Origin of the sequence: Rothia sp. HMSC067H10, from assembly GCF_001810635.1 — a bacterium.
Lineage (GTDB): Bacteria > Actinomycetota > Actinomycetes > Actinomycetales > Micrococcaceae > Rothia > Rothia dentocariosa.
Genome location: NZ_KV802308.1, coordinates 25,021 through 44,307, shown reverse-complemented (window position 1 = coordinate 44,307; position 19,287 = coordinate 25,021). Strand labels below are relative to the sequence as shown.

Annotated in this window: 13 protein-coding genes and 1 tRNA gene; 4 read left to right on the top strand and 10 right to left on the bottom strand. The window is 57.2% G+C overall.

The genetic code is table 11. From position 1 onward, the window contains the following. Nucleotides 1–23 precede the first annotated feature (23 nt). Both HMPREF2756_RS04510 and HMPREF2756_RS04505 read left to right on the top strand, forming a co-directional pair. Complete coding sequence (locus HMPREF2756_RS04510) at nt 24–860, top strand: hypothetical protein (protein ID WP_070618743.1); 837 nt, start codon at nt 24–26, stop codon at nt 858–860. 287 nt (nt 861–1,147) lie between these two features. Next, entirely contained in the window at nt 1,148–1,858 is a 711-nt protein-coding gene (locus HMPREF2756_RS04505; protein ID WP_070618740.1) for a hypothetical protein, read from the top strand. 144 nt (nt 1,859–2,002) lie between these two features. On the opposite strand, the gene HMPREF2756_RS04500 is transcribed toward HMPREF2756_RS04505, so the two are convergent. From HMPREF2756_RS04500 to HMPREF2756_RS04485, 4 genes are all read right to left on the bottom strand, one after another. After that, nucleotides 2,003–2,503, bottom strand: a complete 501-nt coding sequence (locus HMPREF2756_RS04500) for an SRPBCC family protein (protein ID WP_070618737.1) — start codon at nt 2,501–2,503, stop codon at nt 2,003–2,005. Between the two features lie 25 nt (nt 2,504–2,528). Then, nucleotides 2,529–3,830 (bottom strand): tRNA guanosine(34) transglycosylase Tgt, encoded by a 1,302-nt coding sequence (gene tgt, locus HMPREF2756_RS04495; RefSeq protein ID WP_048754561.1) that lies wholly within the window; start codon nt 3,828–3,830, stop codon nt 2,529–2,531. A gap of 184 nt (nt 3,831–4,014) precedes the next feature. Next, a complete protein-coding gene (locus HMPREF2756_RS04490) occupies nt 4,015–5,277 on the bottom strand; it encodes a glycoside hydrolase family 76 protein (protein ID WP_070618734.1) in 1,263 nt (420 codons plus the stop codon). 73 nt (nt 5,278–5,350) lie between these two features. Beyond that, nucleotides 5,351–6,448: a pseudouridine synthase gene (locus HMPREF2756_RS04485; RefSeq protein WP_070618731.1), complete on the bottom strand. Its 1,098-nt coding sequence runs from the start codon at nt 6,446–6,448 to the stop codon at nt 5,351–5,353. Between the two features lie 367 nt (nt 6,449–6,815). Between HMPREF2756_RS04485 and HMPREF2756_RS04480 the strand changes: the two genes are divergently transcribed. Then, entirely contained in the window at nt 6,816–7,442 is a 627-nt protein-coding gene (locus HMPREF2756_RS04480; protein ID WP_070618728.1) for a TetR/AcrR family transcriptional regulator, read from the top strand. Nucleotides 7,443–7,539: 97 nt separating this feature from the next. Here HMPREF2756_RS04480 and HMPREF2756_RS04475 read toward each other — a convergent pair whose 3' ends face one another. Continuing rightward, nucleotides 7,540–13,143: an Lhr family helicase gene (locus tag HMPREF2756_RS04475; RefSeq protein WP_070618725.1), complete on the bottom strand. Its 5,604-nt coding sequence runs from the start codon at nt 13,141–13,143 to the stop codon at nt 7,540–7,542. A 190-nt stretch (nt 13,144–13,333) separates the two neighbouring features. Between HMPREF2756_RS04475 and HMPREF2756_RS04470 the strand changes: the two genes are divergently transcribed. Continuing rightward, on the top strand, nt 13,334–13,918 hold the full coding sequence (locus HMPREF2756_RS04470; protein ID WP_070618722.1) for a malonic semialdehyde reductase: 585 nt from the start codon (nt 13,334–13,336) through the stop codon (nt 13,916–13,918). Nucleotides 13,919–14,428: 510 nt separating this feature from the next. Here HMPREF2756_RS04470 and HMPREF2756_RS04465 read toward each other — a convergent pair. The 5 genes from HMPREF2756_RS04465 to HMPREF2756_RS04445 all read right to left on the bottom strand — a co-directional run bounded on the left by HMPREF2756_RS04465 (nt 14,429) and on the right by HMPREF2756_RS04445 (nt 18,975). Further along, nucleotides 14,429–15,316 (bottom strand): DUF4232 domain-containing protein, encoded by an 888-nt coding sequence (locus HMPREF2756_RS04465; RefSeq protein ID WP_246825840.1) that lies wholly within the window; start codon nt 15,314–15,316, stop codon nt 14,429–14,431. Nucleotide 15,317: 1 nt separating this feature from the next. Beyond that, complete coding sequence (locus tag HMPREF2756_RS04460) at nt 15,318–15,638, bottom strand: 2Fe-2S iron-sulfur cluster-binding protein (protein ID WP_004006570.1); 321 nt, start codon at nt 15,636–15,638, stop codon at nt 15,318–15,320. A 217-nt stretch (nt 15,639–15,855) separates the two neighbouring features. Next, nucleotides 15,856–17,040, bottom strand: coding sequence for a cell wall biosynthesis glycosyltransferase (locus HMPREF2756_RS04455; protein ID WP_070618716.1), 1,185 nt, complete (start codon nt 17,038–17,040; stop codon nt 15,856–15,858). A gap of 21 nt (nt 17,041–17,061) precedes the next feature. Continuing rightward, entirely contained in the window at nt 17,062–18,396 is a 1,335-nt protein-coding gene (locus tag HMPREF2756_RS04450; RefSeq protein WP_070618713.1) for a hypothetical protein, read from the bottom strand. A gap of 506 nt (nt 18,397–18,902) precedes the next feature. Further along, nucleotides 18,903–18,975: transfer RNA gene (locus HMPREF2756_RS04445), tRNA-Arg, on the bottom strand. Between the last annotated feature and the right edge of the window lie 312 nt (nt 18,976–19,287).

The window sequence follows — 19,287 nt, the reverse complement described above, 5'->3', positions numbered from 1 at the left end:
GTTATAAAAATTGAGGAGTACTTATGTCTACGAAAAAGATGCGTACTGCAGCCCTAACTGCGCTCGCAGTTCCCGCCCTGATTGGCTCGGTCATGGCAGCCCCCGCCCAGGCAGAGGTGCAATCGGGAACTAATCTGACCTATACCTCACCCCAAAATGTGAGTTCGCAGTACCACGTTTACGCCGATAATATCGACTGGTCACAGCCCGTGGGCGTGGTGTTTTACTTCGATGGTGACTATAACCGGGACGACGTAGATAGCTCTTTCTTCTACAACCCTAAAGGTGACACCATGCAAGGTATGGCGAATGCAGCTCAGAAACACAACAAGGTCTTTGTCTCTGTGGATACGCCCGATGAATTCGACCCAAATAAAGCAAATGATTACGCCACTTGGTGGGAAAACGCTGATGGGAATGGCGACTACTTCCGCAGTTTTGCCCAGGAGTTTATCGCCGATTCAGATATAGATGAGTCGCAAGTGTGGCTTATGGGATACTCTGGCGGCGCCGAATTTATCACCTATGAGCTTGATGCCGATCAGCAGGGAACCTGGCGTTCCGGCGGTGGTTCCATCATGGTTGGCGGTGGCGGTGGAAAGAATGGGCGCATGGAGACTCAGGCGCCGCAGAACATTAAAACGCAGCCTATGTTCTGGTGGGTGAACGAGAAAGATACTCTAGGCGCTACTACACCGGAATGGTGGGACGCTCTCAACACGGCTACAGCCGGTCACGACTGGTATACACGAGAAGGGTTTAACACCCAGCCCATGAAAATCGACAAGAAAGAGACGACCTTTAATAACGCTCATACAGATTATGACCTTCCGGGTATCCTCGATCAGCTGTTGTCATAGTCAGAGGAATAACTCTCCGAACCTTTCTGGATAATTGTTCGGGGTACGCCATTAAAAGGCTCTTGATACGAATGGAGCGGGATTTTCAACGCTTTATTCGCATCAAGAGCCTTTTTACGTGGAATAAATCATGATGCTGATGCAAGAAGGCATGAGGCCGAAGGATGGAACGGCAAGCGAGGCATAGCAGGGTCGCCGCAGGGAAGTGGTGCAACCTTCATGAAGATCTTGAGAATTCCTGCACGGTTGTACAATGAAACTATGTCCCCACTGTTGAGGAGATCTCTATGAAAACTCGTTCTTTCGTGACTCTTGGTGCCGCCTGCCTGCTGGCGCTGACCGCCTGCTCGGGCGGCGGCGATACGAACGTGCAGAACACTGCCAGCGCCTCCTCCCCGCATCAAAACAGCTCTGCGAGCCGCAGCGCATCGGCAACCCCGAGCGTGAGCGCGAAACCTGTTATGCCTGAGCGCACTCCGGTGGTCAATGATGACTCCACCATGCAGCCTTCCGCAAGCTCAAGCAGCGCACCGAACCCCTCGAATTCCGCCCAGGTGTGGACCTCCCCGGGAGCGGTCAAGACGGGTACGGTCACCACCGCATCGGCTGACCCAAACGCGGGTAATCCCACGAATGTACGCCGTGCAGGGGAGACTTGCGGATCCATTAGCCAGCAGGGTCACCTGAGGGGCAGCAACGCACAGTTACGTGTGGTTGATGGCGTGGTAGATTGCGATTACGCCATGTCGATCATGACCCAGTACATCAACAGTACCCCCACCCCCGATAACCAGACCCAGCACTGGGTTATGCGCATTCAGGATGCCACCTGCTACTGGCGTCCGTTCTTGGACTATACCCCCGATCGCGGTGCACCCGAATGCGTTGTGGAAGGGCATAATATCAAGATCACGGCGCGTCTGGACGACCCTGAGGCTGCCATGCGTGCCTATAACGAACTCGACCCGGAGAACCCGGAATATCAGTCCGAAGATTAACGCTTCGCCAATGTTCATAAAACACGGGTGGGGAGCGGACAGTTTCTTATAACAGAACTGTCCGCTCCCCACCCGTATTATGCGAGGTCGCTTGACCTAGTTACGGTGCTTTCCCAGCGGCAAAAGTCTCAAGGCTGCTTGAGCCTATGCCGCATCCTCTTTCAGCAGAGCATCCAGCCGCGCGAAGGTAGACCGCCAGCTGGCGCGTACCTCCTCGTGTACCGAGACTGGCATGGGGCCGATCTCCACGGTGATGCGCGTACCTTCGCCCACGCCATCGGGGGTAATAACCGTCTCGGGGAAAAAGCGGAATCGCTGATAGACAACCACGCCTCCGGGGTTCCCTAAATGGTCCGGAAGCTGTTCGGCATATTCGAGCTCCTTGAGCGGATCAATAGCGAGAAACCGACTCTGCAGGACGCATGATACCGAGGCATCAAGCTCGTTAATCATCGATAGCCGCTGCATGCCGCCGACATAAGGTTCCAGCACAATATCTTCGGCACGGGTACGCCACCCCGTCGGACCATACCAGCGATGCAGCAGATTCGGGTTCAGAAACGCCCCGAAAACCCGCTCGACGGGGGCGGCAATCTCATGGTCGAAGATGAGAAGTTCTTCGTCGGAAACCTTAGTGATGCTCATCGTACACTCCGTGACGGTTGTTGAATTAGGGCTTCTTACCAGAGTAATAGTTACCGAGGAATTCGTCACGGTACTCAAAGTAGGTGCCGTCTGCAATCGCGGCGCGCGCATCATCGACCATGCGCACAATAAACCGCTCATTGTGAATGGAAGCGAGGGTTGCCGCCAGCCGCTCATCCGCCTTGAACAGGTGCCGCAGATAGGCGCGCGTATAGTGTGCGCACGTATAGCAGTCACACCCCTCATAGATGGGCGAGAAATCTGCTTTGAACCGGGCATTCGTCACGTTAAAACGCCCGGTGGGGGAGTAGAGCGCCGCGTTACGCGCCACGCGGGTGGGCGAGACACAGTCGAAGGTATCCACGCCGTTTTCCAGTCCCACAAAAATATCGTCCGGTTCCGAAATACCCAGCAGATGGCGGGGCTTAGCCTCCGGGAGCTCTTCGGCGCACCAGCGCACAATGGTACCCAGGTTCTCCTTTTCGAGGGCACCCCCGATACCGAACCCATCGAACGGCATATCACCTAAATCGCGGCAGGCTTTGCGGCGTAAATCCTCATACTGCGCGCCCTGAATCACCCCAAAAAGTGCTTGGTAGGGTTTGCCCGTGCGCTCATCCGTGAGCCGTTCATGCTCGGCAATGCAGCGCAGCGCCCACAGACGGGTGCGTTCCAGCGCCTCTTCCTGGTATCCGCGGGAATTGTACAGAGTAGTCAGCTCGTCGAAGGCAAACATGATATCTGCCCCGATCTGATGCTGCACCTGCATTGAAACTTCGGGGGTGAAACGGTGAATAGACCCGTTGATATGGGATTTAAAATTCACGCCGTCATCATCAATATGCGCCAGGCGCTCTTTGCCGTGAGCCACATCGTCGTCTCCAATCGGGCGCCCGTCAGCGCCCTTCGCATCGGCAACGGTTCCCATGTCAATCACCTTTTTGAACCCCGAACCCAGGCTCATCACCTGGAACCCGCCGGAGTCGGTGAAGGTTGGCCCGTCCCAGTTCATAAACCGCCCCAGCCCGCCAGCGGCATCTAGAATCTCGGGGCCGGGCTGCAGATACAGGTGGTAGGCGTTCGCCAAAAGCGCCTGCGCCCCGAGCTCCTTCATCGCTTCGGGAAGCACCGCCTTGACGGTCGCCTTCGTACCCACGGGCGTAAAGGCGGGAGTCTCAATATCGCCGTGCGGGGTGCGGATCACACCTGTGCGCCCCAAAAACTGCCCGCCGTTAGCCTCAACACGCTCGGCAGACGGGGATGCGGTCTCGGCAAGGCGGCTCGTGACGGTAAAACCGAAGTCGGGGTGGGGGAACTCGTTGTTCATCTGTGCCTTTGAAATATACGGGTACGACTAGGGGAAATGTGCTTACTCCGGGGAGGATGCGCACGGCTATTATACAGGCGCGGTACGTCAGAGCATCTGCAGACCCGCGCCGTCTCACCTCGTATGTAGAGGTATGACGGGACGGGCCCGATAAGCGGCGCACCCCACCAATACCGGAAAAGACTTAGTCTTCCGCGCTCAGGCGGGCGGCGGCTTCCAGAGTCATCCACGCCTGAAGCTGACCGGATAGTTCCACGGGCTTACCTGCGGCGAGCGCATCGCGCGCGGATACGGTGAACTTCGGCGAGAAAATGGCGATCGCCCGGTCACGAATTTCGTTCGGGTCAATACCCGGTTCATTTAGCGGCAGGGTGGGGTCGAATTCGCGGCGCCCCTCCCACACCGCGCGGGCGCTGCCGTATACAAGAGCGCTCGCCAGGGATCGTGCCTCCGGGCTGAGCATAGTGGACATTGCCGCTTGCGCTAGGTAGCGCACCAGAATACCGGTGAAGAGCGCACCGTCGCCGTTGTCACCGGAGTGAAGTACGAGGTGGTGTGAACCGTCTGAGAACTCGAAATCTTCGCTGAGGTTTTTGACGATTCCGACGATCAGGCGTTCGGCGCGCAGCAGGTATTCTTCACGACGGTCGTCTGAAATCTCCGAGGATTCCGCAAGCGTCAGAAGCACCGCTAAGGTTGTGCCCTGATTGTAGGTGTAGATATTGCGTTCTACGTCAAAGGGAACATCGCGGCGGCCAGTGACGTCATCAACCATCACATCCTGCGGGCGCAGGTTAGCGCCATCGAAGTAGAGCAGACGGTCGCCGTCCCAAAGAACGTCATTGAGCCAGGACATAAGATTCTGCGCGGTTTTTATCTGCCCGATGCGCGCAAAAGCAAGGGCCGCGGGAGCGGTTGCCGGGGTATTGCAGAAGTCTCGTTTGCCTTTGGACCAGCTCATGCCGCCGCAGGAATGAAGGCCGGTGTTAAGCCTTTCAAAGAGTACCGATCCGGCATCCTGCGCCGTAACGTCCGAGGCGCCGGTGATTGTTTTACTAAGCCTATTGAGCCGCCCCACGGCGAGCGCCAACCATGCCATATCGTCGTAGAAGTCGTTTGCAAATCCCAGGTTGCGGGTATGGATGCCGCGTACCACGCTCCTGGCGGTGGCGAGCATGTTCTGGGCTTGTTCGGTGTCGCCTTCACGGACGGCACGTTCGCCCGCATCTATAATGCAGTCGAGTAAGTGCGCCTGCCACCAGTAATGCCATTCGGCAAACTGTGCTCCTAGGCCACGCGATTCGGGCATCTGCACTGCCCCGAGCAGGGTTCCGGGTACGCCAAAAACGCGGCGGGTGTATCGACTAAGGATAGAGTCGGCGGCACGCGAGGCGCGTTGCGCATGCTCGGTGCTGGGGACTGATTCAGAAGGGTGGTTGGAGGTCACGTTCTTTCTTCCTTGCTTATGAAAGCTACCTACGATACTGCCACGAGAGGCGAGGTGCTACCACATTATCGCATTATTGGTGCTTGGGTCGTGCCACATTTCGCGGTCCGAGAGAAAGCGTGCGTGCGCTGTACAGGGTGAGCGGTTTGCCCGTGAAGGGGTGTACATAGTCAAGACGATGCGCTAGAAGCTGCAGCGGCACAGACGCATCATTTGGTGCTGTTGGCAGAACCTGCGGGTAGAGAACGTCGCCGAAGATGGGGGTTCCGAGCAGGTTCAGGTGCGCCCGCAGCTGGTGCATTTTGCCGGTGTGCGGAGTGAGCTCGTAGAGGGCGAGTTCTTCGCCGGGCGCCGGATAGGGCAGATACGGGTTTTGTGCGCCAGATTTTATTGGAACACTTTGCGGTGCTTGATAGATTTCTCGGATGCGCACCAGAGTTTCCGCGTTCATGGTAAGTCCTGCGCGCTCGCATTCGCGGGCCGAGTACTGCCGCACCTGTAGAATATTCCGATCCTTATCGATGCGGCTGCACACCTGCACGCCTTCGCCCAGCATGTTCTCACGCAGGTCTTCGCTCGGCGCCGGGGCGATAGCAAGGTAGGTTTTGGTGACCTGCCGGTTCTGAAACATCGTTTGGAAGGGGCCGCGCGCCTCTCGGGTTTTGGCGAAGAGTAAGATCCCCGCGGTGGGGCGGTCCAGCCGGTGAACGGGCGTGAGCAGAGGATTATTCTCGCGTACCCGCAGTTTGGTGAGCGCAGTCTGTGCGACATAGGCGCCGCGCGGGGTGACGGGCAGATAGTGCGGCTTATCTACGGCGAGCAGATGCTCGTCTTCATAGAGAACCGGAAGGTCATCCGGCAGCGGCGGTTCTTCGGGAAGTGGTCGGTAGTACCAGATTCTCAGGCCGGGTAGATATGGGGTTTGGTCGGTGAGGATAGCGCCGTCATCGGTGCGCACCTCGTGCCGGGCGAAACAGTCGAGGATTGTTGCGGGGTCTTCGGGCGAGAATCGACTGATGAGGTACTGAGCCACCGTGCTGGGGTGCGCATCCGGTCCCTGGGTCGTCTCATCCAGTACTGGATGCGCGGGCAGGGTTAGCGATACGGGGTCTATGCCCGCGCGCTGGGGCAGGGGTGGTGTGAAGAGGTGGCGATTGACTCGTCGCGGCATAGGTTGATTGTAGCGTGCTTTGTGAATTGGCCTCTTCGGAGGAAACCTCTAGCTTCCTGCGTGAAAGTATAAGGACCGCGCCTTGAGGACAGTATATACTTCGGTCGTCATGGCACGCCCCTCTCATGTTTTGGGTGGTAGGTGAACAGTGTGAAGTTCATGCGAAATATTTCTCGCGCAAGTGTCTAATAAATAAATAAAATCATAAAATTTGTTTCACTACCATGAAGCATGGAATGGCTTAATAAAGCGGCAAAATAAGCGTATAAGCATTAAACTTCATATTAAGTTTTATAGGTAGCGGCTTAGGGCTAGCGCGGTACTATTAAAAAAAGAGGTTCGAGAAATCGAACGATTAGAGGGATATATGGAACACAACGCACGCAACGAAGCTAAGCACACCGAACCCGTACAAAAAGCCTCTGAAAAAGCAGCTAAAAAGACGCGGCAGAGCGGTCAGCGTCTAACTCCGGCGCAACGGGAAGAACAAATCCTGCAGGTCGCGGCGGCTCATTTTGCGCAGTACGGTGTTGTGGCAGCCTGCATGAGCAGCATCGCTCGTGAGGCCAGTATTACTCGGGCACTGCTGTACCATTACTTCCCCGGCAAAGAGTCTTTGGCGGCGGCGGTAACCCGGCGCGAAGCACGGGCTGTCCTTGAAGCGCTCAGCGAGCACCACCCTAACCCGGTGGAGGCTCTTCGTGTTGAGCTGCGCTCCTACTTCGCCCATGTTGCTGAAGGCGGCAGTGAAAGCGATGCTCCCAGTACTCCTGACGAATACTTGGAATGGATGCTCGAACGCACCGAAATACCCGTTAACGACCGCACCCGCATGATTTTAGGCGGATGGCTGCATCTAGTCGATTACTTCGCCCGGCATGTGGTGCAGGGCAGCCCGCGCGGTAACACTCCGGCGGGTGCACGAGCCATGCGCGTCGATGAAGCTATCGACATATGCGTTGGCGTGGCAGACACCATGACCGGCGGGTACTAAGCTAGAGCTTCCCAACGAGACCCCACATCGGGAGTTACCGAAAATATTTCGGTTCTCCTTGATGCAGGGGCTTTCTGCACTTAAAGACTTCGGCATTTTAGGGGGAGCGGCGCATCCGCAGACCGCGCGGGGTCGTGTAAAAGCCCTGTGCAAGCAGTGCGCGCCGTAACGCCACCACCGGATGCTCGGTCAGCCGGTTAGAATCGGCCTTGGAGGCTCCCCGATGAGTCGGCGGTTCCGGGGTCGCTAGAATATCACAATCGTTGAGTTTTTCCACCACGATTTTCTCAGCAATACCCGCCTGCACGATGCGCGCCAGCAGCGGGGCCGCAGCCTCAAGTTTGAGCGGATCAGCCGTGAAAGACAGCAGGGTTTTGCCGCCGCGTTCCAGATAGAGGACCGCTTCACCATCGAGCAGGATGAGGCAGGCACCCGCCTTACGCCCCGGACGATGCCGCACGGACCGAGCGGTCTCTGCGCTTTCGCGCGCAGCCTCTTCCGTACCGCCGGGTGTAGAAGAGGCCGGGAGCAAACTGGGGACGGAAGGCCACGTGAGCGCCGCACCATAAGGATTCGCCGGATCTGTAGCCGCCAACAGAACACCCTCAAATAAACCGAATACTTCCTCGGTTTTTGTTCGCTTTACTCCGGTATTCTGCGGGGTGTCGGTGCCAATATTAGTGTAGGAGCGCACCGCATCCACCGTTGCCGGGGAGGCAAACTGAGCCGCACCCAGCCCCTCAATGAAGTATCCGCGCCGCACCAGGGCACGTTCCTCGGCAGCCGCATAGACGCGGTACAGGGCCGCAAAGCCGCCGGGCACATCCTCAGAAGCGAGCGCGCCGCGCGTGAGCACACCGTACCTGTCTAAGAGAAGTTCCGCACGCGCATAGGCGGTAACGGTCGCATCCGCCTCTTGCGAAGACTCGGTGCCCCCAGTATGAGGGCGGCTCTGGGGAAGGCTAATATGGCTGAAACGCCCGGAATCCCGGGCCGAAACCTGCGGATCAGAAGAGCTGGCACGAGTGCCGCCCAAGCCGCTATACCTGCGCGGATAAGCACCCGCAGAAGTACGCGCCGCCGACAGTCGTGCGGCACCGCGCCTGCGCACCGGGCGTGCCAGGGGAGCGGCGGGTCGCACCGGATGCGCACTCGATCCGCCCGCCAGCATGGCACGTACCGGGGCGAAAGTATCGTTCGTGACTAGCCCCGCCCACACCAGGCGCCACAGCGCGGCGGATACCTCCGAAGCTTCCGGAAAATGCACAACCTCGCCCGAGGCGGCGCGAGAAGCCAAGATGTCGTTCACGCGCTCACGAAGCGGCATAAAGAACAGCCCGCCGCCGGAAAGCGCCTCAAAGACGGCGTGCTCCACCGGACCCAGCTCATCCAAGGCCTGCGTACGGGAAGAATCGGGCAGGGTCAGCTCGGCGGATTCGGTAAGATGCAGGCTCACCCAGCCGTCATTGCCGGAGATTTCGCCCTCACCGCGCCAAAGCACCTCTCCGCTGGCCAACAGACTATCTAAGAGCTGCGGCGAATAATCACGCACCCGAGCTGGCAAGACGAGGGTCTCCAAAGCAGAGGCGGGCACACGCACCCCGGCCAGCTGATCGATGACCGTCAGTAACCCTTCGCGACCCTCTAATGCCTCGGCGGATGAACCTTTGCTCTCGGTGAGAACCTGAACCGTGCGTTCGGGTTCGTAATAGGCACCGTACTCGGTGGTTTCTGCGAGCCTGCGCGAAACCTTGACCGTCTGCGTGCGCACTCCCTGCCAGGCGGGCAGGAACGCGCCATAGGCACGCTGCGGTACCGGCTCGATCTCGCGGCGCAGCGCCGCCAGCGACCGGGCACGAAGCAGACGAAGCACCTCGGCATCCACCCATTCCAGGCTTGCCGTGGGCTCGGGGGAGACCGGTATCGTATCGGCTGCCTCCGCGCGAGATACACGCAGTTCCTCGGGCAGGTACTCACCCGAGAACAGTCGATTCTGCGTCTCTAAAGCGCGTAAAACCGGCAGAATAGCACCCGAACCCGTCGGCGTGATGCGGCTGAAATGGGCGCTCGCCTCGGCTGCGGTAAAGGGGATGTGCGTGCGCGCATACCGCGAGATTAGGTCTTCGAGCGGCGCGGCGACCGGCGTGAGGTATGCCTGAGCAATTCCGACCGGAAGCGGCAGCCCTAGCCCGTCGCGCAGCCGGGCGGCGTCTTCCACGGCGGCATAGATCGGTTCCGTGCTACCCGCTATATTTGAGCGCGGATTGATAACGAATGCCCTGCGGGATGCGACCAGCTCTTCCGCCAGCTCGCGTGCCTCTTCGGCGGTGGCGTGCGGGGTAGTTTCAAGGTCTTCTTCCGGCAGACCCCCGTCGGTATTTTCGGCTGAATACCCTGTTTCATGTGAAACATCAACCTTTTTAGATTGATTTTTACTGCCTTTTGGGGTGCTTCGAGAGATCTTGGGCGCGGCCTCAGCCCCGGACCCCTCATTCCCGCGCAGCCGCAGCGCCAGCTCATTTGCCGTGAGCGGACCGAGCTGGCGCAGAAGATCCGCCACACCCTCAACCCCGCGTGCCCGATACTTCGCCCCGGTGCGCTGAAGACGCTCCTGAACCTCAAGAATCACCTGCGGATCCAGCAGATCGCGCAGCTGAGCGGTACCCAGCAGCTCCGCCAAAAGCGCCGGATCCAGTGCCAAGGCGGCAGCGCGGCGTTCGGCGGCGGGCGCATCCGTATCGTAAATATGCTCCGCCACGTACTCGAAAAGCATGGTGCGGGCAAAAGGCGAAGGCCCCTCGGTCTGCACCTGCGACAGGCTGATGCGCCGCGCGGCAATATCCCGATGCAGCTGAAGAAGCGCAGGAACATCATATACATCCTGCAAGCATTCACGGGCGGTTTCCAGCAGAATCGGGAAATCGGGGTATTTGCGCGCAACATCCAACAGCTGCGCCGAACGCTGGCGCTGCTGCCATAGGGGAGTGCGCCTGCCCGGATCGCGGCGCGGCAGGAGCAGAGCACGCGCGGCGCTCTCTCGAAAACGAGACGCAAAAAGCGCCGATTCGCCCACACGATCCTTGACGATCTCCTCTAACTCATCGGGCTCGAAGAGAAAAAGCTCAGCACCCGGCGGGGTATCTTCCACCGCAGGAATACGCAGCACAATACCATCATCTGCCGCAAGCGCGCTGGCATCAATACCGTACCGTTCCTGCACGCGGGCGCCCACCGCCACAGCCCAAGGTGCATGCACCGGATATCCGTACGGCGAATGCAAAATAACGCGCCAATCTCCCAGTTCATCGCGGCAACGCTCCACCACAAACCGCGTATCGGTGGGGACCACGCCGGTAGCCTCGCGCTGCTCCCGAATATAGGCAAGCAAATTATCGCTCGCCCAGGAATCCAGCCCTAACCGGGTCAGCTCGGCGCGTATCGCAACCGTCGCTGAGGCGTCTTCGCTTCCGGAGTCAGCACCCGCAGACTTCGCTAACTCGCGGGTAAACTGTCCCAGACGACGGCCCAACGCCACAGGGCGGCCCACCCGCTCACCATGCCAAAACGGCAGGCGTGAAGGCTCGCCGGGTGCGGGGCTCACGCGCACCGCATCGTGCGAAATGTCCTCGATGCGCCAACTGCTCGCACCCAAGGCGATAACATCGCCCGCCCGCGATTCATAGACCATCTCCTCGTCCAGCTCGCCCACCCGTTTAGGCGCCTTGGAATCCTCAGAACCGGCCAGGTAGACAGGAAAAAGCCCACGATCGGGAATCGTCCCGCCCGAAGTCACTGCAAGCCGCTGCGCACCGGGCCGCCCCTCAATTGTGCCGCTTGGCGCATCAGCGGTGGCGGTGCGATCCCAAATAATGCGCGGGCGAAGCTCCGCAAACTCATCGGAAGGGTACCTGCCCGCCAGCATTTCTAAAGTACTGTCAAAGAGCGCGCGCGAAAGGTTTGCGAAAGGGGCGGTGCGGCACAGCGCCTCGTACCAGGCATCCACCCCGATAGGTCCCAGGGCACAGGCGGCGACGGTCTGCTGGGCAAGCACATCCAGCGGGTTTGCGGGAACGGTAAGCGGTTCTAAAGACCCGGCGAGCATACCGGACAGAGCCACGGCAGAGCCCAACAAATCCCCGCGATGCTTCGGATAAAAAAGCCCGCGCGAAACCTCGCCCACGCGGTGCCCGGCACGACCCACCCGCTGCAGACCGGAAGCCACCGACGGCGGAGACGCCACCTGAATAACCGCATCCACATGCCCCATATCGATGCCGAGTTCTAGGGAACTTGTGGCGACCACACACCGCAGCGAACCATTCTTGAGGGAGTCTTCGATGAGCGTGCGCTGATCCTTCGCCACCGAACCGTGATGCGCCCGCGCCAGCGGCGCAATGTCCGGTTCCTCACAAATATCAGGCAGAGGCTCACCCGCAAGCTCGCGCCGTGAGAGCTCGCGTCGCACATGAATATCGTTGAGAGCCGCGGTAAGTTTTTCGGCGAGCCCACGCGAGTTCACGAACACGATTGTAGAACGATTATTCTCGATATCGTCCACGACGCGTTCCTGAACATAAGGCCAAATCGAGGCACGATACCCGGATGCGCGCTCGCCCTCACCGCCCGGCTTCCGTGCCCCTGCACTTGCTGCCGCGCTCGCAGTACCGTCTTGTTTGGTAGAGCTGTTCGGCAGTTCAAGAGATAATCCTTCTTCGCCGGGGAAGGTGCCGATAGCATCTGCAAGAGTATAGGATGGCGCATTATCGGCTGCCTGAACCTGCAGCTCTGGGGTGTTCGGGGCTGGACCGGGCGAATTCTGTCCGCGCGGTGCCCGCTGCTCCCCGGGTGCATAGCTGCCCTGCCCGTAATCGTTTGCCCCGCCGAGCGCCGCCATATCCGGCACGGGTACCGAGAGCCGCAGATCCCAACGTTTGGGCACCTGCCGCGCCACGATTGTCACCGGGTGAACCCCGCCTAAAAATGTGGCGACGGTTTCGGGCGGGTTCACGGTTGCCGACAGCCCGATGCGCTGCACCGGCCGCTCCACCAGCTGATCGAGCCTCTCCAGGGACACTGCCAGATGCGCCCCGCGCTTAGTTCCCGCCAGGGCGTGCACCTCGTCCACAATTACAGTTGTCACGCCGGTGAGTGTCGAACGTGCCGCAGAGGTCAGCATAAGGTAGAGCGATTCGGGGGTGGTCAGCAGAATATCGGGCGGGTTGCTGATAAGCTGCCGCCTCTCACGCGCCGGGGTGTCACCGCTCCGAATACCCACGGTAATATCGGGTGGGGTTCGCCCGGATTCCTTCGCCGTATGCGCAATCCCCGCAAGCGGCGCGCGCAGGTTGCGCTCCACATCCGCCCCGAGAGCTTTCAGGGGCGAAACATACAGGATGCGCGTACCGCCCGCACGCTGTTTCTTGGTCTTTTGTGTTTTTCGAGCGTCCCCGTTTTTCCGTGCCTGAGTCGATGTCGTGAGCTCGCGCTGGTCCGGTTCTGTGCTTTTGTCGCGGTAGAGCGCATCGAGTGCCCACAGGAAAGCGGCAAGGGTTTTGCCGGAGCCCGTGGGGGCGATAATAAGCGCGTTTTCGCCCTTGCTGATACTCTCCCAGGCGCCTTCCTGCGCGGCGGTCGGGGTGCCAAAAGCGTTGCGGAACCATTGCTGAGTGGCGGGAGAGAAAGGTTCTAGAGCGTCGGGCATGGTCCTATTATCCCGTATATGTTCCGGATTCTCCTTGAAAGTTTTTTGAGCGTGGCACATATTACAGGGGCAATTGTGCGCGAATACAAGACTTTTCCGTGTGATGGGGCCATAATAATTGAATATGTACATTACGTACATCATAAAATTTTACACGTAAAGTAATTTATTTCACTGAAAGGACACAGGTATGACCCGCTTGACCGAAGACCAGATCACCGCTCTCTTTCGCGAACCTCGCACTGTGAGCGCATTCACCGATCAGCCCGTCACCGACGAACAGCTAAAGAAGATCCAGGAGATCGCCTACCTGGGACCTACTGCCTTCAACAGCCAGCCCCTGCGCATTACCTGGGTGAAGACCCCCGAAGCTCGCGAGCGCCTTGTCAAGCACATGATGGACGGAAATAAGGAGAAGACCCTCAAGGCTCCTGTAACCGCTGTGCTGGCCTTCGATAAAAACTGGCAGAAACGCTTTGGGGAATTCGCACCCCAGGCCGCTGCCTTTGAATCCTACTACGAGGCTGAAGAGGCACGTATTCCCGCGGGCGCGCTGAGCTCTGCACTTCAGGCTGGCTACTTCCTGACCGCCGTGCGCGCTCTTGGCCTGGATGCGGGCCCCATGACTGGCGCGGATTTCGATGGTATCGCCGCTGAATTCTTTGAAGGTACCGACCAGCAGCCCTTCCTCGTCGTAAACCTGGGTTATGGTGTGGATCCCGAGTATCCGCGCGGTACCCGTTTTGAGTTTGATGACGTAACCCGCAGCATCTAAAAGCTGTGTTTCGCGCTCGCTGAGCCGCCGAGGTGCGCCTTCGGTCCCCAGCGAGAGTAAACCGCAGGAATCCGGTAGCTGTGTACATGTGTTCGGAGACCTGCGTATATGTGATGTACCGGTGGCTGCCGTATCTGATGATGCGGCAGCCACCGGTTTTTGCTGGGCTCTGAGGGAATGGGGAACTGCTGCGGCGTGAATTCTGGGGGTAGCTTTATGGTGCGAACCGGTGCATGATGAGATGAACAGCACGGTAGCCTTGCGGGGGGGGGGTAATAGAATCATCGCGCAAGAGAACCCGACGTTATAGACGTTCTCCTTTCAGCGGGTGGTCTATGTCATAGATAGGTAAGAAATATTTCCGTATCAGGGTGATGAGGTGGAAAACTTAGGTAAACCTCGTGTATAAATAAAGCATTGTGTAGATGCTGAAGAGGCGGTTCCTGTATAAGGAACCGCCTCTTGCTGTTATCGCTTCTTCTCGAAACGATTTATTCGTGTGCTGATTGGTTACGAACCGAACTGTCCCACGGACAGCTGCTGAGCCTTGCCGGTGCACGCCTCAGAGGAAGCAGAGATCGTAGTCCAGTTGCCGTCACCGGGAACCTGAACTAAGAATCCGTGTGCCATCGTCGGTGAACAGTTCTTACCCAGCGGACCAGCGTTGACCGAGGTCACTGGGGCGTTTGTAGATTCACCTGTGTGCAGAAGCGTGCCGGTGGGGTTCGTCGAACCTGCCGCCGGGCGTGCCGGTGAGCCAATCTGACTGAAATTAGAATCTGCGTAGACAACCGTCGGGTTACCCTTGAGCACACAGGGCTCCTCAGAAACGTTCGTGAACGTCAGAATGAATTTCCGGGCACCGGGTGTGCCCTTATCTTCGGAAACAGAAACCGAGAGATCGGTGATCTGGCAGGCTGACGCTAGGAGTGAACCTGAAGAACCGGTTGCTGAACGCCCTGGCTGTTTAGCTTCTGGGCTGGAGGATTCTTCGGTGCCATTATCTCCATCGTTATTCGATGAAGAGCCATCCGCATCTTTGCTTTCCTCGCCGGATGAACTCTTTTTATTGTGAGAGTCCTTAGAATTGGAGTCTTTTTTCTTGGGTTTAGCTCCATCTTCGGAACGTTCATCGTTTGAGCGAGAGTCGTTATTATCTGTGGGGTTATCCTCAGGGCTTTGAGAACTATCCCCGCCCGCAGTACTGATAGAACCGGGGGACACAGAATGCGCCGGGTCGGAAGCACGGGTAATTTTACCCTGAGCAACGCTGGCGGATGCGCTCGGTGAAGCGTCAGTCTGCGCAGAATGATCGGCATCGGAAACGCCGCAACCTGCCAGCGTAAGGGCGCAAAGAAGTGCGGTTGCGGAGTAGAGTATCTTAGCCGAACTCGTCATATTACATCGCCGCCTGCAATTGTATAGAGGCGCCATCCATGCCGGGTGCATATTCCACCTGGCAGCAGAGGCGCGAGTATTCGTTAGCTACGTCGTCTACCATGTCGAGGAGATCCTCCTCAGCGTCGGTACGATCGCCTGAAGCCGCGTAGTGTTCTGGATCAATAAAGGTATGGCACGTGGCACAAGATGCGTTGCCACCGCATGTTGCGAGCACGGGAAACCCGTTCGCCTGTACAGCTTCTAATAGAGTCTGGTGATCCTCCCATTCGATCTCTCGGCTGTCACCGTCTTCTCCGGTTACATTGATCTTCACGCTCACGCGCGTTTCCTCCTCACATTGTGTAGATGCACCTCTATTGTAAACTCAGAGCTTACCCCGTAAAACTTTGCGACGGGGGTATGACAGAGGTGTACCCGCGAGAAGAGTACCAAGGTTAACCATATGATGCAGTGGTGCTGTACACAGCGTATCTGTGACCCGTGCACCCTAGTGAACGAGTCGAAAATGGTGAATGAGAGTACCCTTGTTCTGGAGGTTATTCCTCGAAATCTTCCTCTGTTTCCAGGGCATGCACGATACCGCGACAGGTATCTTTGGGATTTGCGTATCGCAGGTCCACACCAAAAATCTCACGGATCTGACGAGCCGAATTCAGATGCCAACGTTGGCTGTCGGAGGGGGTCACAGATGTGGTAGCTTTCATACCCGGTGCCAATTTTTCGTGACGAATATCGTAGTGCTTGCCACCCATCGTAATCGTAAAACCGTGACTTTCCAGAAGATTCTTAAAAGCGTGAATATCGTGCGGAATCTTAACGCCGCGCTGCGACTTGGTGCCGCGCATCCTGGGCTGCGATTCGAAGGGGTTGCGTGTTTTCACCACACCCTTGCGCACGCTGACAATCTTATGGTTGGTGTTTGAGAACTCTACCGAATAGCCGTGCAGGGAGTATACGGTACGGTTTGTACCCGGAATTGGGCGGCGATCATTCGCCTCTTCGAGGATGCGCTCCACAAGTTCTGCTGTGAGTCCCAGGGCGCTCAGCTGTTTCTCGGCATCAGGGGTGAGCTCATAGTGTCCGCTGGGGGCGCTGAGCGTAGAGCCATCAAAAGGATGTACCGAGATAACCTCGGAGGTATTCGCGTTCAGAACGGCGGTGTACCCGAGGCGCCGGTTTGAATAATGCTGAACCTCACGTCCGAAACGGTTTTCCTCGGCAGATTCGTCGCGGCGTTCGCTGTCCGGGGCCGTAATGAGCTCAAGGACGAGTGCGTACCCCAGGTTGTTGCGCATCATATGATCGATGACACCCGGCAGTACCGGGTAGATGCGGTCGCCCGGCGGAACATCGCCATAGAAATCATTCTCAATCTGTTCGGCAATGCGTTGGTTCTCGTGCGGAACCTCAAGCAGGGGAATAAGCTGCTGACCTGAGGGTTTAATTGTGGGCTTGACCGCCGCAGGCTTGGGTGCGTTGCGATAGGCGGTCACCAGCGCCTCGTTTTGGGCAATAAATTCTGAGGCAAGAAGCGGCATGATGGTGAAATAAAGCTCCGCAGCCTCCGGGGAGATTTTGCGCCGCGCATCCAGCAGACTTTCACCCTTGGGGTTCTGTATAGTCCAGCTGCCCTCCTGCTCGGTGTATTCGTATCGCGCTAGGTGGGAGAGCTCCTGCAGACGGGCATAAAGCTCGACGGGAATGTCTATTTTCTTGTTCATAAGGTGCTTTCCTCCTAACCCCTATGAGGCTGTGGCGTTTGATTCTAGAGAATTTTCTGGTGTATCTTCAGCACCGTTGGCATCGGTATCTGTGACGGATTGTCGAATACTCATGACGATGCGGTTATCGGGCGATATCGTAACCTGTATACCGCTTCCGTGATATTCGCGCGTCCAATCGAGGTTTACCCGTACCTTTTCGGGGGAACTGATGGCGGAGACCATCGCATCGAAGGCTTCGCCGCCATGGATTTTAAGATAATTCTGCGCACCGGAGGTGAAATCGCAGGCGGTAATATCGGGGACGCCAAGAAGCTCGCGAGCGGCTTCGGGGCTGTATTCTGTGCCGCTTCGTCCATCAAAATCATCAAACTCGTCAAGGGCAGTGATAACGGTCATAGACGCGGTATTGACATCGACTCGGTAATCGTTGTGGCGGAACCGAATAATCCAACCGTTAATGCGTTCGGCGCGGCCCAGTGTGATAACTTCGCGGATAGTCACCAGATCGATATTGTCTTTTTTGAAGGTGTCTAACCGTCCCGGATCTACACGATAGTTGGCGGTGCGTTCGGCCTTGGTGATGGGGTCATTCAAAGAGGGTTGTGCGGTCTTCTGCGTGTGTCCGTATACCTGTTCGGGATGATGCGCACCGGATGCCGAACTCTGTGAAGCCGCTGGCTTTGGTGCTTGCGAAGAAGCTGTCTCGGGTTGTGGGGTTGTATTCTCTGCCGAGGACTGTGCTGCTTGGTTTGTGCGCAGTTGCTGCAGGTATTCTTCAATGCGCGGAGGAGTATAGGTGAGCGTGCTCTTCTTCTTGAACATCGCGGGAGAAGGCATTCCGGCGATGCCGGGCGTGGGAACTTGCGGCTGTTCATGGGAAGGTACCGGCTGGGCCTGCTTTAGGGGAGTGGGCACCGTAGGAACGGGTATAGGGCCAGTCTGGGTCGTATCTGCGCTATCATCACTCGTAGGTGCCTCCATCATGTCGGCGGGAGCATCCACCGCGGCGCTAATCGTGGTTTCGGGAACTAGCGGCAGAGAACCGGTGACAACCTCGTCTGCCTGAGCTGCACTAACATCTTCGTGCTCTTGAGTTGAGAAAGAAACAATATCGTCGGCGTTTTCAATACGGTGTCGAAAATTCTTATACAGTATCTCGGATGCAGCACTGAACAGCTTCTCGACGGATGCAGATTCGGTGGGTGCACAAGGACACAGAAGCTCGGTCTGATCTTCGTTATAGACTGCCCAGTGAGCGCATCGGTGATTTGCCGGATAGTATGTAATATCTTTTAGCTGAGCAATATCTATGAGGGAACCCACTAGGGATTGCGGTATCATGAGCTGAACCATGATGTTGACGCTCCTTCGCTGTTGAAATACTTTCCCTGGAAAATTGGGGTGTATCCAGATTACCGGTATTTTTGAAGCCTGTCTTGGGACGACGGTGTTTTTAATCCCCTAGCAGATAAAAGCGGTGTTAGAGCTTGTGGCACACCGGAAACTGAGGGGCAGGCTAAGTATTTACGCGATGCGTCTGGTTGTACTGATCATATGGATAGCCGAAATTTCATAGGCTGATTTTGCGCTGAAACCCCCAATAGTCACTGCTTCTGAAGGCATGGGTATAGCGCCTGAGGCGAAGCTGCTTGTAGATGTGAATGCCTGCATGTTATGACTCAGAAGGATCGGATCGTGGTTCTCTATACTCATCAATTATACGCTATTCAATAGTTGTTTTAGGGTATAGAAACGGCGAAATCCCCGGCGATTACTCGCCGAGGACTTTCAAACTGCCACATCTGCAGGCTTTGATAGACAGCAAAAAAGCCCTTCCTTGAAAGGAAAGGCTTCGTTCGTACGCCTGAAGGGATTCGAACCCCCAACCTTCTGATCCGTAGTCAGACGCTCTATCCGTTGAGCTACAGGCGCATGCTCCTCGCGACCGGGCTTATAACCACCCGTCGCAGCAACAAACAATACTATACGGGCACCCTTGATAGTGCGCAAGTCGAAAAAGAGTGTTAGTTCTAACAAAAACCCTCAACTATTACTCACAAAGTTCTTAAAAACGGCATAAAAACCGCGTAATTTCAATGTTTTTGCGGGGTGAGAAAATTTTTCAAAAAATTTTGGAATTCGTGGGAAAGCTCGGGATTATTCGGTGAAGCTGCGCCGCATCCACAGGCAAACCAACTTAAGGACAAGAGCGCTGCAGTGGGTCAAATATAAAATACTCGACTC